We start from the raw sequence: 14,569 nt of genomic DNA on the forward strand, positions 1-14,569 counted from the left end.
CGACTCGACCGCGGTGGGCCGCTACGCCAGCCTGAGCGCGGCGCTGCTGCTGTCGTTCGGGGCATCCGTGGCCACCGGCGCGATCGGTGCGGCCGGACTGCTCACCACCGCCGTGCCGTCCGGCGGGTCGCTCGCCTTCGGGGCGGCGCTGGCCGGCTCCGGCGTGGTGTTCACCGCTGTGGCCGCGGTGGCCGCGCAGCTGTCGTCGAGCGCGCGGTTCGCGCGCGGGGCCGCGTTCGCCGTGCTGGCGGGCGCGTTCACGTTGCGCGCCATCGGCGATGCCGGTGACGGCGCACTGTCGTGGCTGTCGCCGCTGGGCTGGTCGCTAAAGGTCAGGCCGTATGCGGGCGATCACTGGTGGGTGTTGGCGGTGGACCTGACGGCGGCGACGGTGCTCACCGCGGTGGCGTATCGGCTGCTCGCCGCGCGCGACGTCGGCGCCGGACTGCTGGATGAACGCGCCGGTCCCGGGGCCGCGGCACCGGGGTTGGGCAACGCCTTCGGGCTGGCATGGCGGCTGGACCGCGGCTCGCTGTTGTTGTGGACGGCCGGGCTGTGCCTCTACGGCCTGGTGATGGGCAGCGTGGTGCACGGCGTCGGCGACGAACTGGGCGGCAGCCAGCTGGCGCACGACATGGTGGTGCGCATGGGCGGCACCGCCGCGCTCGAGGAGGCGTTCATCGCGGTGGCGTTCACCATGATGGGGATGGTGGCCGCCGCTTTCGCCATCTCGCTGACCTTGCGTTTGCACCAGGAGGAATCCTGCCAACGAGCGGAAACGACGCTGGCGGGTGCGGTATCGCGAACCGGCTGGCTGACAAGCCATCTGGTGGCCGCATTGGCCGGATCCGCGGCGGCGATGCTGACCAGCGGTGCGGTGGGCGGATTCGTCTACGGCGTCGCCGCCGGCGACGTCGGCGGCAAGCTGGCGGTGGTGAGTGGAACCGCCCTCGCGCAGTTGCCGGCGGTGTGGTTGCTCGCCGCCGTGACGGTCGGATTGTTCGGTCTCACGCCCCGTTTCGCACCAGCGGCGTGGGGCGTGCTGGTCGCCTTCGTCGCCGTCTACCTGATGGGTTCACTGGCCGGGTTCCCGCAGTGGTTGCTCGATCTGGAGCCTTTCGCCCACATCCCGCGCGTCGGCGGCGACTTCACCGCCGTGCCGCTGCTGTGGTTGCTGGCCATCGATGGTGCCCTGATCATGTTTGGTGTCATGGCTTTTCGACGCCGCGATCTGCGTTGCTAGGGGCCTGGTGAAGACCGCCGTTCGGCTGGCCGTGTCCTCGGTCTTCGGACTCGCCACATTCGGTCTGGCCCTCTTCGTACCTGCCGGCACGCTGCACTATTGGCAGGCCTGGGTTTTCATCGCCACGTTCACGACGACATCGATCGTCCCCACGATCTATCTGGCGCGGACGAACCTCGCGGCTCTGCGGCGACGCATGCATGCCGGGCCAAGGGCGGAGACCCGGACGATCCAAAAGATCATCATGACCGGCTTCTCCGTCGATCTCTTCGCGATGATGGCGCTCAGCGCATTCGATCATCGGATGGGCTGGTCGACGGTGCCCGTGTGGCTCTGCCTGCTCGGTGATCTCCTGGTAGCTGCCGGGCTGAGTATCGCCATGCTGGTGGTCGTCCAGAACGGCTATGCCGCCGCCACGGTCACGGTGGAGGCGCGTCAGACACTGGTCACCGGCGGTCTCTATGGGTTGGTGCGGCATCCGATGTATGCCGGAGACGTGGTGATGATGGTCGGCGTGCCGCTGGCCCTCGGTTCCTACTGGGGTCTTGTCTTCGTCATCCCCGGCGTCGTCATGCTCGTCTTTCGCATCCTCGACGAGGAGAAGGTGCTCATCGCGGAGTTGCCGGGCTACCGCGAATACACCCGGGACGTGCGCTACCGGTTGCTGCCGCACCTGTGGTGACACCTGGCCGCACGCCTTAAGGTAGCGGCGTGACCCGAAACGCGGCGCCTGCCCTGGACCGGCCGTGGCGACGGCCCGGCGCCCTGCGGTACGCCCTGAGCCGGATCCGCGGCATCGTCAAACCGCCCGTCACCGTCACCGACCCCCGGCCGGCGTCGTCGTCGACCACGACGTGGGGGCGCCGACCCGCGATGGAAACACGTTGCTTGTCAATGTAATTCGTAAGTCCGACGGTCCGCCTCGGCCAGTGGTGCTCAGCATCCACCCCTACGGCAAGGACACCCTGCCGGCGCGGCGGGGCAAGAGGTGGACGTTCTCGGCGCAATACCGCATGCTGCGTCAGCCGCGGCCGGTGAGGTTCTCGGCGCTCACCGGCTGGGAGGCGCCCGACCCGGCGTGGTGGACCGCGCGCGGGTTCACGGTCGTGAACGCCGACTCACGCGGGTGCGACCATTCCGGCGGAGCCGGAAAGCTGTTGTCGCACCAGTAATCCGAGGACAGTAACGACCTCGTGCAGTGGATCGCCGGCCAGCCCTGGTGCGACGGCCGGGTGGTCATGCTCGGGGTCTCCTACCTGGCCATGAGCCAGTACGCCGTCGCGCCCGTGCGGCCGCCGGCGCTGCGGACGATCTGCCCGTGGGAGGGCCTGACCGACGCGTACCGCGATCTGACCTTTCCGGGCGGCGTCTGCGAACGCGGGTTCGCCCGTCTGTGGGGGCGCATCGTCGCCTGGACGACGCGGCAGGCCTACGACCTCGCGCAGATGCAGGACGAGCACCCGCTGCGCGACGACTTCTGGCGCTCGTTGGTGCCCGACCTGTCGGCGATCGAGGTGCCCATGCTGGTGTGCGGCAGCTTCTCCGACGACAACCTGCACAGCCGCGGTTCCATCCGGGCCTTCACGCAGTGCGGCTCCGCCCCCGCCCGCCTCTACACCCACCGCGGCGGCAAGTGGGCGACCTTCTACGCCTCGGCCGCGCGCGACGAACAGCTGCAGTTCTTCCGCGGCGTGCTGGACGGCGCGGCGGGGTCGCGCAGCGTGCGCCTCGAGGTGCGCGAGGATCGCGACACCGTCGCCGCGGTGCGCGAAGAGGCGGAATGGCCGCTAGCCGGAACCCGTTGGCGGCCGCTGTATCTGAGCGGCCCGGGAATGCTCTCCCCGGACCCGCCACCGGAGTCCAGTCGCTTTGCGTTCCGAAGCCGTTCTCGCACAGCATCTTTCAATTGGACAGCATCCGAGGATGTCGAGCTAACCGGTCCCATGGCCGCACGGTTGTGGATCTCACTGGACGGCTGCGACGGCGCGAACCTGTTAGTCGGCGTGGAGAAGTGGCGCGGCGGGCGGTATGTGGGATTCGAGGGGTCCTACGGCTATGGCCGGGACCGGGTGGCAGCGGGTGGCACTGCGCGCGCCGGACCCCGAGCTCTTGCGGCCGTGGGAGCCCGCGCCGGCATGCATCGGCCCGGTGTCCGCCGGCGAGGTCGTGGCGGTCGACGTCGCGCTGGGCCCCTTGGCGACGCTGTTCCGCGCCGGCAAGCAGCTGCGGCTGGTGGTCGCCGGGCGCCGGCTGTGTCCGCGCAACCCGCTCACCGGCCAGTTCCCGGCGGCCTACGCCGGCTCGCCGCGCGGCCGGGTCGGTCACCTTGCACTGGGGGCCGGTTACGACGCCCATCTGCTCGTCCCGGAGCTCCCCTAAGCCCCGTGACCAGTCCCCCGCAAGCGGGAGGTTGTGTCTGCTCGGAGCTAAATCCAGACGCCCTTGCCCACCGCGACGACGCCACCGGCGCTGATCGCGAAACGCTCCCGGTCCCGCTCCAGGTCCACCCCGACCATCTCGCCGGGCCCTACCACGACGTTCTTGTCCAGGATTGCGTGCCGCACCACCGCGCCGCGGCCCACCCGGGCGCCCGGCATGATCACGCTGCCCTCCACGATCGCGCCGTCATCGACCACGACGTTGGACGACAGCACCGAGTTGCGCACCGAGGACGCCGAGATGATGCTGCCCGCCCCCACCACCGACTCCTGCGCCGAGCCGCCGTTGACGAACTTGGCCGGCGCCAGGTTCTCCGACTCGCCGCGGATCGGCCAGCGCTTGTTGTAGAGGTTGAACACCGGATGAACCGACACCAGGTCCATGTGCGCGTCGTAGAACGCGTCCAGCGTCCCGACGTCGCGCCAGTAGGCCCGGTCGCGATCGGTGGCGCCGGGGACCTCGTTGTTGTTGAAGTCGTAGACCGCGGCCATCCCGTCGTTGACCAACCGCGGGATGATGTCGCCGCCCATGTCGTGGTCGGAGTGGTCGTCGTCGGCGTCAGCGCGGATCGCGTCGATGAGCACCTTGGTGGTGAAGATGTAGTTGCCCATCGACACGAACGTCGACTCCGGGTCGTCCGGGGTTCCCGGCGGGTCCAGTGGCTTCTCCACGAAATCGCGGATGCGACCGGAGTCGTCGGCGTCGATGCACCCGAACGCGGAGGCCTCGCTGCGCGGGACGCGGATTCCGGCCACCGTCGCGCCGGCCCCGCTGTCTATGTGGAACCGGACCATCTGCTCGGGATCCATCCGGTACACGTGGTCGGCACCGAAAACCACGATGTAGTCGGGGTCTTCGTCGTAGATCAGGTTGAGCGACTGGTAGATCGCGTCAGCCGAGCCGGTGTACCAGCGCGGGCCGAGGCGCTGCTGCGCCGGCACCGGGGTGATGTACTCACCGGCCAGGCCGGACAACCGCCAGTTCTGCGAAATGTGACGATCGAGTGAATGCGACTTGTATTGCGTGAGAACACAGATCCGCAGAAACCGGGCATTCACCAGGTTGGACAGCACGAAATCGATCAGCCGGTAGGCGCCGCCGAAGGGAACCGCGGGCTTAGCACGGTCCGCGGTGAGCGGGTACAGGCGCTTGCCCTCACCGCCGGCCAGGACGATGCCCAGCACGTGTGGCGCTTCCCTCATGGCACAAACCTATCGGCCGTTGCGAACCGCTGCCAGGGGGTCCTCGCTTTTGCCGTTCTGACGTTCTGTCCGTCAAGGTATTTGGCTCGCCCGGCCGCGCCGCGGCCCACCGGCCGCCACCCACCGGCTGCCGCCCCGGTGCTACCGCATCCCGACTCGCGGACCCCCCGGCCGCCGCACTACGGTGCCGATATGCGGGTGGCGATGATGACGCGGGAGTACCCACCGGAGGTCTACGGCGGGGCCGGGGTGCACGTCACCGAGTTGGTCGCCCAGCTGCGCCGGCTCTGCGAGGTCGACGTGCACTGCATGGGCGCGCCCCGCCCGGGAGTCCCGGGGGTGCAGGCCCACCAGCCCGATCCGCGGCTGCAGGACGCCAACGCGGCACTGTCGACCTTGTCGTCGGACCTGGTCATGGTCAACGCCGCGTCGGCGGCCACCGTCGTGCATTCGCATACCTGGTACACCGGCCTGGCCGGGCACCTGACCGCTTTGCTCTACGGCATCCCCCATGTGCTGACCGCGCATTCCCTCGAGCCGCTGCGGCCGTGGAAGGCCGAACAGCTCGGCGGCGGCTATCGGGTGTCGACGTGGGTCGAGCACACCGCGGTGCTGGCGGCCGACGCGGTTATCGCGGTCAGCTCCGGCATGCGCGAGGACGTCCTACGGGTGTATCCCGCGCTGGACCCTGCCAAGGTGCACGTAATCCGCAACGGCGTCGACGCCGAAGTCTGGTATCCCGCCGGACCCGCGGACCCCGGCGGCTCGTTGCTGGCCGAACTCGGGGTGGACCGGAACAGGCCGATCGTGGCCTTCGTCGGCAGGATCACCCGGCAGAAGGGCGTCGCCCACCTGGTGGCCGCCGCGCACCATTTCAGCCCCGGGGTGCAGCTGGTTTTGTGCGCCGGCGCTCCCGACACCCCGGAGCTGGCCGAGGAGGTGCGCAACTCGGTGGCGCAACTGGCCCGCGCCCGCTCCGGCGTGTTCTGGGTCCGGGAGATGCTGCCCACGAGCGATCTACGCGAAATACTTTCGGCGGCAACTGTTTTCGTATGCCCTTCGGTCTATGAGCCGCTGGGCATCGTCAATCTGGAGGCGATGGCCTGCGGGACCGCGGTGGTGGCCTCCGACGTCGGCGGGATACCCGAGGTGGTCGCCGATGGTGTCACCGGGTCATTGGTACATTACGATCCCGACGACGCCTGCGGGTACCAGGCCGGATTGGCCGAAGCGGTCAACGAGCTGATCGCCGACCCGGGAAAAGCCGAGCGCTACGGCCGGGCGGGGCGGCAGCGCTGCATCGAAGAATTTTCCTGGGCGCACGCCGCGGATCAGACGCTGGACGTCTACCGGAAGGTGTGTGCTTAGCACCCGGGTCTTCGGTCATGCCGAACCTCAGGTCGAGCTGGTAACACCCTTGAGCTCGTCACCCAGGGCGGCGGCTTCGTCGGGCGTCAGCTCGACGACCAGTCGACCACCTCCCTCGAGTGGTACCCGCATCACGATGCCGCGCCCCTCCTTGGTCGCTTCCAAAGGACCATCTCCGGTCCGGGGCTTCATCGCCGCCATCGAGTGCTCCCTCCACAGTCGGGCCGGCCCGCTTCAGCGGGCCTGGTCGGCGTCGAGCGTGCCCCGCCAGCGAACTTCCTGCCACACCCGACATCGAACTGCCAAATCACCCCTCCATTGTTCCCTATGGAGATCACGGGTTGCACCAAGACCCGGCTGTCGCGCCTCATCCGCCTGTCGCGGGCACCCAGCAAGCACGAATATGGTCGTCGACCATCCCGGTCGCCTGCATCAGCGCATAGGCGGTGGTCGGCCCCACGAAGCGGAATCCACGGCGTTTCAGCTCGCGGGCCATCGCCTTCGATTCGGCGCTGGCCGAGGGGATTTGGCTGCCGTCGGCCGGCCGGGGCCGCGGCGGCGGCGCAAACGACCACAGCAGCCGGGACATGTCGTCGGGAGATCCCAGCTCGGCAGCCGCGCGCGCGTTGGCGATCGTCGCCTCGATCTTGGACCTGTTGCGGACGATTCCCTCGTCGGCCATCAGCCGTTGCACGTCGGCATCGGTGTAGCCGGCGACCTTCTCGATGTCGAACCCGGAGAAGGCGCGCCGGAAGTTCTCCCGCTTGCGCAGGATCACCAGCCAGGACAGCCCGCTCTGGAAGGCCTCCAGGCTCACCCGTTCGAACAACGCGACCCCGCCGCGCACCGGGCGGCCCCATTCCCGGTCGTGGTAGTCGCGGTACAGGTCGAAATCGCGGCCGGGCCGCGCCGACGCCCAGTCGCAGCGAACCAGCTCATCATCGTTCATGTGAGTCCTGACGACCCTGGCCGTCCTCGGGTTCCACCGGATCGGGCTGGGCGGCGCGCTCGGCGGCCGAGGCATCGACCGCCGCCAGCTGGCCGCGCAGGGCCTCGAGCTCGCGGGCGAGCCGGTCCAGCACCCAGTCCACCTCGCTGGTCTTGTATCCGCGCAACACCTGGGTGAACTTGACTGCGTCGACGTCGGAGCCGGTCACGCCGTAGGCGGGCAACACCGTCGCCGTCGTGCCCCGCGGCAGGGGCGGCAGCTGCTCACCACGCCCGAACAGCAGGCTGGCCGCACCGAACAGCACGATCGCGACCAGCACCAACACAACCAGGTACAGCAACACCAGCGCCACGTGACCGATACTGCCCTATCGTGCCGACAGCCCGGGGATCAACGTGGCCGGACCGTTTTCATCGGCGGCCGGTCCGCCAGCGACACCGGCGAGGTGTGCGGGATGAAGCCGAAACCCTCGGGCCCGCCACAGAGGAACTGGGTCAACCCGACCCCGGAGTCGGGGATCCCGCAGCGTGAGAGCAGGGTCGCGATGACCTGACGGCTCATCGCCCCCAGTTCGGCCAGCGGCCTGTTGCGGTGAGCCCGCACACCCAGGTTGACCTGGGCGATCGCGTCGAGCCCCAACCGGTCGAAGGTATCGACCAGCAGGCCGATCTCCACGCCGTAGCCCGGGGCGAACGGTAGCGAGGTCAGCAATTCCCGGCTCGCGGCGTACTCCCCGCCCAGCGGCTGCAGGATGAGGCCCAGCTCCGGCCGCAACGCCGCCAACAGCGGCCGGGCCACCAGTTCGGTGACCCGCCCGCCGCCCGTCTCTCCCGCGGTGCCGTCGGCGTCGCCGACCTGCAGGGGTCGCCGGTAGAAGCTTTTCACCAGGTGAACGCAGTCGCCGGTGAGCAGCGGAGCGACCAGCCACGGCACGAACATCGGGTGCGGGTCGATCAGGTCGGAGTCGACGAACACCACGATGTCGCCGCTGGTGGCCGCCAGGGAGCGCCACAGCGCCTCGCCCTTGCCCGGCCGGGGCGGCACCTCGGGAAGCGCCTGTTCCCGGCTGACGACGCGGGCGCCCGCGGCGATGGCGCGGTTCTTGGTGTCATCGGTCGAGCCGGAGTCGAGCACGATCAGTTCGTCGATGAGGCCCCCGCCGTCCCGGATCAGCGGCGAGACGCTCTCGATCACCGATTGGACGGTGTCTTGCTCGTTGAGGGCGGGCAGCACCACGGAGATGGTCCGCCCGCCCTTCGCGGCCTCCAGCGCCTCGACGGTCCAGCCGGGCCGGTGCCAGCGGTCGCGCAGCCAGACATCCCCCGGTCGGGCGGACACGGCCCCCTCACCCGTCAGTTCGCCGGCGACCAGTTCGGATGCCGTCATGCCAGTCCCCTCACGGTGCGCGCGGGCGGGCGCGTTCCCTGGATCGAGGCCACCATCTCCAGAACCCGCCGGGTGGCAGCGACCTGGTGCACCCGAAACATTCGCGCGCCCGCGGCCGCCGCCAGCGCAGTGGCCGCCAATGTTCCCTCGAGCCGCTCGGTCAATTCCACTCCAAGAGTCTCCCCGACGAAGTCCTTGTTGCTCAAAGCCATGAGCACCGGCCACCCCGTGTTAACAAGATCGCCCACGTGACGCAACAGAGCCAGCCCGTGGAAGGTGTTCTTGCCGAAGTCGTGGGCCGGGTCGATGAGCACCCTGTCGGGGGCCACCCCGGCCGAAACGGCCCTGTCGGCGGCGCCGGTGACCTGGCGAATCACGTCGTCCACCACGCCGCGGGCCGATGTACCGTAACTCACCCGGAACGGGCGGGTGCGCGGCAGCGCGCCCCCGGTGTGCGAACACACCAGTCCCGCGCCGAACTCGGCGGCCACCGCGGGCAGGGCGGGGTCGACGCCGCCCCAGGTGTCGTTGATCAGGTCCGCGCCGGCGGCGCAGGCCACCCTGGCCACCTCCGAACGCCAGGTGTCGGCACTGATCAGCTGGTCCGGATAGGCGCCGCGCAGCCACTCGATGAACGGCGCCAGGCGGGCGATCTCGGTGGCCGCGTCGACGCTGTCACCGGGCCCCGCTTTGACACCGCCCACGTCGATCACGTCGGCGCCGTCGGCGATGGCCCGGTGGACCGCGTCCCGGGCCGCGCCGTCGCTGAAGGTCGCACCGCGGTCGTAGAACGAATCCGGGGTGCGGTTGACGATCGCCATGATCAGCGGGCGATCCCCTGCGACCGGGCGGCCGCACAGCGTGGACTGCACGCATACATGGTGCCTGGTTCCCGCAAACCCCGCGGCGCGCAGGCCCCATTGCGCCGAGATCGACGTTTTGCAGGCCGCTGCTCGCACTCCAGCTGCAAAACGTCGATCTCGGCGCACGCAGGGGCGTCTCACGTCAGCCCTGCGGTCGCTTACCGGCTCGAACCGACGGCCCCGGGCCCTTCAGCCCCGCGGTCGCTTACCGGCCGCCACCTCGTCGGGGTAGTCGTCGTAGTACTGCACGTAGCCTTCCTCCCGGCCGGCCAGCACGTACAGCGGGTCCTTGACGTCGGGACCGTAACCCTGGTCGCGCAACTGCACCTTGCGGCTCTTGAACGTCGTGGTCTGCTCGATCGAGTCCACCACCCGCACGAACAGCGGCAAGGCATACGCGGGGAGCTGCGAATACACCGCGCGGGCCAGCGACTGCCCGTCGAACTCGGCACCCTCGCGCAGCTTGATCGCGGCCATGCCGGCGCGCCCGCCGGTGCGGGGCACCTCGACACCGAACACCGTGCAGTCCTCGACGGAGCCGTCGGACGCCAGCGCCGCCTCGACCTGCGTGGTGGCGACGTTTTCGCCCTTCCACCGGAAGGTGTCGCCGAGCCGGTCGACGAAGGCGGCGTGCCAAAGGCCCTGCGGGCTCATCACGTCCCCGGAGTTGAACCAGCAGTCACCCTCGCGAAATGCGTTGCGCACCAACTTCTTCTCGCTCGACTCCTGGTCGGTGTAGCCGTCGAACGGCTGCAGCTTGTTGACCGGGCTGAGCAGCAGGCCGGGCTGGCCGGCCGGGACCCGGCGCACCCGCCCGCTCTCGTCGCGCAGCGGTGCGCCGGTGTCGGGGTCGTACTCCACGTAGGCCAGCGGCATCGGGAACAGTCCGGTGGTCCGGGGCACATTGAAGACGTTGATGAACGCGGCGTTGCCCTCGCTCGAGGCGTAGAACTCGCAAACGCGGCCGATGCCGAACCTCTCGGTGAACTCGTCCCAGATCTCCGGGCGCAGCCCGTTTCCCGCGATCATCCGCACGTTGTGCGCCCGGTCGGTCTGCTTGGGCGGCTGGTTGAGCAGGTAGCGGCAGATCTCGCCGATGTAGATGAACGCGGTGGCCTCGCTCGCGATCACCTCGTCCCAGAACTTGGACGCCGAGAACGACGAGCCCAGCGCCAGCGTCGCCCCGGAGTTGATCACCGAGGACAACGCCACCGTCAACGCGTTGTTGTGGTAAAGCGGCAGGCAGCAGTACAGCGCGTCGGAGCTCTTCAGCCGCAGGCCCATGCCGCCGAACGCGGCCAGCGCGGCCAACCACCGGCGATGCGTCATCACGCTGGCCTTGGGGAATCCCGTGGTGCCCGAGGTGAAGATGTAGAACGCGGTGTCACGGGCCTGCACGGAAGAGGCGGACGCCGGATTGGTGGCCGGGGCGCTCATGGCGAACCGCTCGAGGTCTTCGACCGTGAGCGTCTCGGTGCTGCCGGCGGTTCCGCAGTCGGCGACCGCGCTCACCAGGTCGGTCTCGGCGATCAACACCTTGGCGTCCAGCAGGCCCAGGCTGTGCGCCAGCACCTCGCCGCGCTGGTGGTAGTTGATCATCCCGGCGACGGCACCGCACTTGACCGTGGCCAGCATGGCCAGCACGGTGCTGGGCGAGTTGCGCAGCATGATCGCGACGACGTCACCCTTGCCGACGCCGCGCGCGGCCAGCACCGCGGCATAACGGTTGGCGGCCGCGTTGGCGTCACGGTAGGTCACCTCCTGGTCGCCGAACCTCAGAAAGACCCGGTCGCCATGACGGGCGGCCCGGTCCTGGAACACCGTGCCGATCGACTTCCGGGAACCCGGCCGCGCCAGCAGACCCGTCAGCGCCCCGCGCAGGATGACCGGCAGGTCGGCAAGTACGCCCGGCAGCCTGAATGCGATGTCGGTCAGGCCGACCGCCTTGCGCATTCCCCCGTCGTGATCGGACACGTCGACCCCTCATTCCTGTGCACAGTCCAGCTCGGCGGCCAGCCTATCGGGCGACGATGCGGGCCGGGGACGGCCCGCTGAGGAGTCCGACCATCCAACCCCGCCGGGCGACGACGCGGGCCGGGGACGGCCCGCTGAGGGATGACTCAGGCGGGCGCGCACGCCTCCAGCGCGGCGCTCACCTTGTCGACCAGCACCAACCGGTCCATCGCCGCCTGCGAGACGTAACCGCGGTCGGCCAGCCCGCACAACCACACCCACAGCCCCTCGTAATGCCCCAGCGGGTCCAGCAGCACGATCGGCTTGCCGTGTATGCCGAGGTAGCCGGTGGTCCATGCGTCGAACAGCTCGTCGAGGGTGCCGACGCCGCCGGGCAGGACGATGAACGCGTCGGCGAGGTCTTCCATCGTGCGCTTGCGGTCGCGCATCGTGTCGCTGACGATCAGCTCGTCGGCGTCGGTGTCGGCGATCTCGCGGCGCATCAGGTGCTGCGGGATGACGCCGACGGTGTGGCCGCCGCGGGCCCGCGCCGCGCCGGCGACCGCCCCCATCGCCGACACGCGGCCACCACCCCAGACCAGGGTCCAGCCGCGCTCGGCGATCGCCTCGCCGAGTTCGGCGGCCAGGCCGAGTAATTCGGGATGAGTCGGCGCGGACGCGCAGTAGACGCAGACAGCCCAGCTGCCTGACGGATTGCCTCCCGGACCCATATCCGCCAAAGGTAGACCAAGCCCCCGACGGCACGCCCGCCGATGCGCCCCGCCGGGGCTCGCCCGCGCAATAAGATCCGGCAGTGCCGATTCGATGGAACGTTCCGCGGCATGCGGCGGCGCTGGACCGGCTGAACGACGCCCTGGCCGACGGCGCCGGTGCGGTAGTGCTCGGACCCGACGGCGTCGGCAAGTCCACGTTGGCGCGGCTGGCCGCCGAGCACCTCGCCCGCCGGCACCCCAACGTGCTCGCCAGGTGGGTCACCGGCACCCCGAGCGAACGGGCGGTGCCGTTCGGGGCCTTCGGCCATCTGGTCGCGATCGCGGACATCGGCAAGCCGGCGGCGTTGTTGCGGGCGGCCCGGGCCTCGCTGGCGGCGGGCGGTGAAGACCTGCTGCTGGTCGTCGACGACGCCCACGAGCTGGACATCCTGTCGGCCACGCTGGTCTATCAGTTGGCGCTGGCCGGCACCGCCCGGCTGATCGTCACCGTCCGTGCGGACGCCGCCCCCGAGGCCATCGCGGCGCTGTGGACCGACGCCCTGCTGGACCGCATCGACATCGAGGCGCCCGGCGGGCCGACCGACCCGGCCGAGGTCGACGCGTTCATCGCCGCCTTGCCCGCGCCGGCCCGGTCGGTGCTGGACTACCTGGCCGTCGAGGAGCCGCTGGCGCTGGCCGACCTGGCGGTGCTGGCCGGCGACGGCGCGGTGGAGCAGGCCCGGGAATGGGGCGCGGCGGAGACGCGGGAACGCGGCGTGCCGGTGGTCTACACCGCGCACCCGCTGTTCGCCGAGCGGGCCCGGGCCGCGCTCGGAGCCGACGGCGCCCGGCGGCGGCGCACCGAGATCGTGACGTTGCTGTCCCGGCGTGCGCCCGAGCATCTCAGCGAGCGGCTGCGGCTGGCGTCCCTGGCGCTGGACAGCGACGCGCAGCAGCCGGTCGCCGAGGTGGTCGCCGCCGCAGAGCAGGCCCTGCGGCTGGGCGACCTCGACCTGGGCGAGCGGCTGGCCCGCTCGGCGCTGGACCGCTCCGGGGACCTCGCGGCGCGACTGCCACTGGCCCATGCCCTGGCGTGGCAGGGGCGCGGCCGCGAGGCCGAGTCGGTGCTGGCCGGGGTCGACCCGGCCGCGCTATCCGAACCGGAGCTGATGGCGTTCACGCTGTTGCGGGCGGCCAATCAGTTCTGGATGCTCGGCGAACCCGAACGCGCGACCGCGTTTTTGCGGACCGTGCGCAACCGGGTCACCGATGCCGCCTCGTTGACAACCCTGCAGGCGCTGAGCGCCACGTTCGCGATGAACGCGGGCAACGTCGCCCACGCCGTCGAGATCGCCGGGGAGGTGCTGGCGTCGCCGGCGGCCGACGACCAGGCGGTGGCCTGGGCCGCCAGCGCGGCCGCGCTGTGCTCGGCGCGGCAGGGCCGGTTCGACGATGTCGAGCCGCTGGCCCGACGGGCCCTGGCCGCTGAGCATCCCGGGCTGCTGCGCTTCACCATCGGTTTGGGGCAGACCACTGCGCTGATGATGACTGGCCGGCTCGACGCGGCCGCCGAACTGGCCCAGCAGTTCACCGATTTCGCCGAACTACAGCAGCCGGGCCGCGCGATCGGCGAGGTCCTGCTGGCCCATGTGCTGATCGCCGCCGGGGAATTCGGCCGTGCCGCGGCGCTGCTCGGGCCGGCCGCCACCACGCTGGAACGCACGGGGTATTCGTGGGGACCACTGTCGTTGACACTGCTGGCCACCGCGCTGGCGCAGCAGGGCGACACCGCCGCGGCGGCAAAGGCATTGAGCAGGGCCGAATCCCGCCACGGCACCAAGTCGGCGCTGTTCGCCCCCGAGCTCGGTGTGGCGCGGGCCTGGCGGCTGGCCGCGGTGCGCGACGCACACGGCGCGGTGGCCGCCGCCCGGGACGCCGCGCGCATGGCCGAACGCGGCGGCCAGCCCGGCACGGCGCTGCGGGCGTGGTACGAGACCGTACGGCTCGGCAACATTCGCGCCGCGGACCCGTTGGCCCGACTCTGCGACGAGATCGATTGTCTCACCGGCAATCTCGCCCTCGCCCACGCGCGGGCACTGGCCGCTGGCGACGCGGCCGCGCTGCAGACGGTGTCCGGCGAGCTGGCCGCGGTGGGGATGCGCGCGGCGGCCGCCGACGCCGACGCGCAGGCCCGGCGGTGCGACGGATAGCGTTGACCGGCGCGCCGCATTGTGCGCGAACCGTGACCCGATCATGTTGCCGCAGCGACCATTAGCCATCACGGTTTGCAGTGGCTCCGAGCCCGTGAGCAACGCGGGTTGAAGGCACGATGCAGATCCGCCCTTCCCGTGCGGCCAGTCTGGTTGCGGTCGGATCGCTGATCACCGCGCTGACCACTGGCGCCGCGTCGCCGGTCGCGTCGCACGGCATGGTCAGCCTGCTCGACTTCCATC

General features: G+C 70.4%; 12 protein-coding genes and 1 pseudogene. 5 read left to right on the top strand and 8 right to left on the bottom strand.

Features of this window, described 5'->3' with window-relative positions; genetic code table 11:
* The 3 genes and pseudogenes from AC2VOR_RS20155 to AC2VOR_RS20165 all read left to right on the top strand — a co-directional run.
* Window positions 1-1,243 (top strand): ABC transporter permease (locus AC2VOR_RS20155; protein WP_486964394.1); only part of this gene is annotated, 1,243 nt, incomplete at its 5' end.
* A gap of 7 nt (window positions 1,244-1,250) precedes the next feature.
* Entirely contained in the window at window positions 1,251-1,925 is a 675-nt protein-coding gene (locus AC2VOR_RS20160; RefSeq protein ID WP_369737543.1) for a methyltransferase family protein, read from the top strand.
* 29 nt (window positions 1,926-1,954) lie between these two features.
* A pseudogene (locus AC2VOR_RS20165) lies at window positions 1,955-3,622 on the top strand (CocE/NonD family hydrolase).
* A gap of 47 nt (window positions 3,623-3,669) precedes the next feature.
* Here the strand turns inward: AC2VOR_RS20165 and glgC are convergent.
* Window positions 3,670-4,884 carry a glucose-1-phosphate adenylyltransferase gene (gene glgC, locus AC2VOR_RS20170; RefSeq protein WP_369737542.1) on the bottom strand — a complete coding sequence of 405 codons (1,215 nt, stop codon included), beginning with the start codon at window positions 4,882-4,884 and terminating at the stop codon, window positions 3,670-3,672.
* Window positions 4,885-5,076: 192 nt separating this feature from the next.
* On the opposite strand from glgC, the gene glgA reads away from it, so the two are divergent.
* Window positions 5,077-6,252 carry a glycogen synthase gene (glgA, locus tag AC2VOR_RS20175; RefSeq protein WP_369737541.1) on the top strand — a complete coding sequence of 392 codons (1,176 nt, stop codon included), beginning with the start codon at window positions 5,077-5,079 and terminating at the stop codon, window positions 6,250-6,252.
* A 27-nt stretch (window positions 6,253-6,279) separates the two neighbouring features.
* Here the strand turns inward: glgA and AC2VOR_RS20180 are convergent, their stop codons facing one another.
* From AC2VOR_RS20180 to AC2VOR_RS20210, 7 genes are all read right to left on the bottom strand, one after another.
* Window positions 6,280-6,453: a DUF3117 domain-containing protein gene (locus AC2VOR_RS20180; RefSeq protein WP_066995255.1), complete on the bottom strand. Its 174-nt coding sequence runs from the start codon at window positions 6,451-6,453 to the stop codon at window positions 6,280-6,282.
* A gap of 166 nt (window positions 6,454-6,619) precedes the next feature.
* On the bottom strand, window positions 6,620-7,201 hold the full coding sequence (locus AC2VOR_RS20185) for a DNA-3-methyladenine glycosylase I (RefSeq protein ID WP_369737540.1): 582 nt from the start codon (window positions 7,199-7,201) through the stop codon (window positions 6,620-6,622).
* Complete coding sequence (locus tag AC2VOR_RS20190) at window positions 7,191-7,553, bottom strand: DivIVA domain-containing protein (RefSeq protein ID WP_369737539.1); 363 nt, start codon at window positions 7,551-7,553, stop codon at window positions 7,191-7,193. Before AC2VOR_RS20190 ends, AC2VOR_RS20185 begins: the two co-directional genes overlap by 11 nt.
* Before the next feature lie 38 nt (window positions 7,554-7,591).
* Entirely contained in the window at window positions 7,592-8,587 is a 996-nt protein-coding gene (locus AC2VOR_RS20195) for a glucosyl-3-phosphoglycerate synthase (RefSeq protein ID WP_369737538.1), read from the bottom strand.
* Window positions 8,584-9,408 carry a dihydropteroate synthase gene (gene folP / locus AC2VOR_RS20200; RefSeq protein WP_369741484.1) on the bottom strand — a complete coding sequence of 275 codons (825 nt, stop codon included), beginning with the start codon at window positions 9,406-9,408 and terminating at the stop codon, window positions 8,584-8,586. Before folP ends, AC2VOR_RS20195 begins: the two co-directional genes overlap by 4 nt.
* A 231-nt stretch (window positions 9,409-9,639) precedes the next feature.
* Window positions 9,640-11,424, bottom strand: a complete 1,785-nt coding sequence (gene fadD6 / locus AC2VOR_RS20205) for a long-chain-acyl-CoA synthetase FadD6 (protein WP_369737537.1) — start codon at window positions 11,422-11,424, stop codon at window positions 9,640-9,642.
* A 146-nt stretch (window positions 11,425-11,570) separates the two neighbouring features.
* Window positions 11,571-12,134, bottom strand: coding sequence for a TIGR00730 family Rossman fold protein (locus AC2VOR_RS20210; protein ID WP_369737536.1), 564 nt, complete (start codon window positions 12,132-12,134; stop codon window positions 11,571-11,573).
* Between the two features lie 83 nt (window positions 12,135-12,217).
* Between AC2VOR_RS20210 and AC2VOR_RS20215 the strand changes: the two genes are divergently transcribed.
* Window positions 12,218-14,326, top strand: a complete 2,109-nt coding sequence (locus tag AC2VOR_RS20215) for an AAA family ATPase (RefSeq protein WP_486964395.1) — start codon at window positions 12,218-12,220, stop codon at window positions 14,324-14,326.
* Window positions 14,327-14,569 lie beyond the last annotated feature (243 nt).

Source organism: Mycobacterium sp. TH-M103 (assembly GCF_057473785.1).

Bases quoted from the DNA above. Each gene is read 5' to 3' on its own strand.
- folP (WP_369741484.1), bottom strand. From the start codon at position 9,408: ATGGCGATCGTCAACCGCACCCCGGATTCGTTCTACGACCGCGGTGCG.
- glgC (WP_369737542.1), bottom strand. From the start codon at position 4,884: ATGAGGGAAGCGCCACACGTGCTGGGCATCGTCCTGGCCGGCGGTGAG.
- glgA (WP_369737541.1), top strand. From the start codon at position 5,077: ATGCGGGTGGCGATGATGACGCGGGAGTACCCACCGGAGGTCTACGGC.
- AC2VOR_RS20185 (WP_369737540.1), bottom strand. From the start codon at position 7,201: ATGAACGATGATGAGCTGGTTCGCTGCGACTGGGCGTCGGCGCGGCCC.
- AC2VOR_RS20180 (WP_066995255.1), bottom strand. From the start codon at position 6,453: ATGGCGGCGATGAAGCCCCGGACCGGAGATGGTCCTTTGGAAGCGACC.
- AC2VOR_RS20210 (WP_369737536.1), bottom strand. From the start codon at position 12,134: ATGGGTCCGGGAGGCAATCCGTCAGGCAGCTGGGCTGTCTGCGTCTAC.
- AC2VOR_RS20195 (WP_369737538.1), bottom strand. From the start codon at position 8,587: ATGACGGCATCCGAACTGGTCGCCGGCGAACTGACGGGTGAGGGGGCC.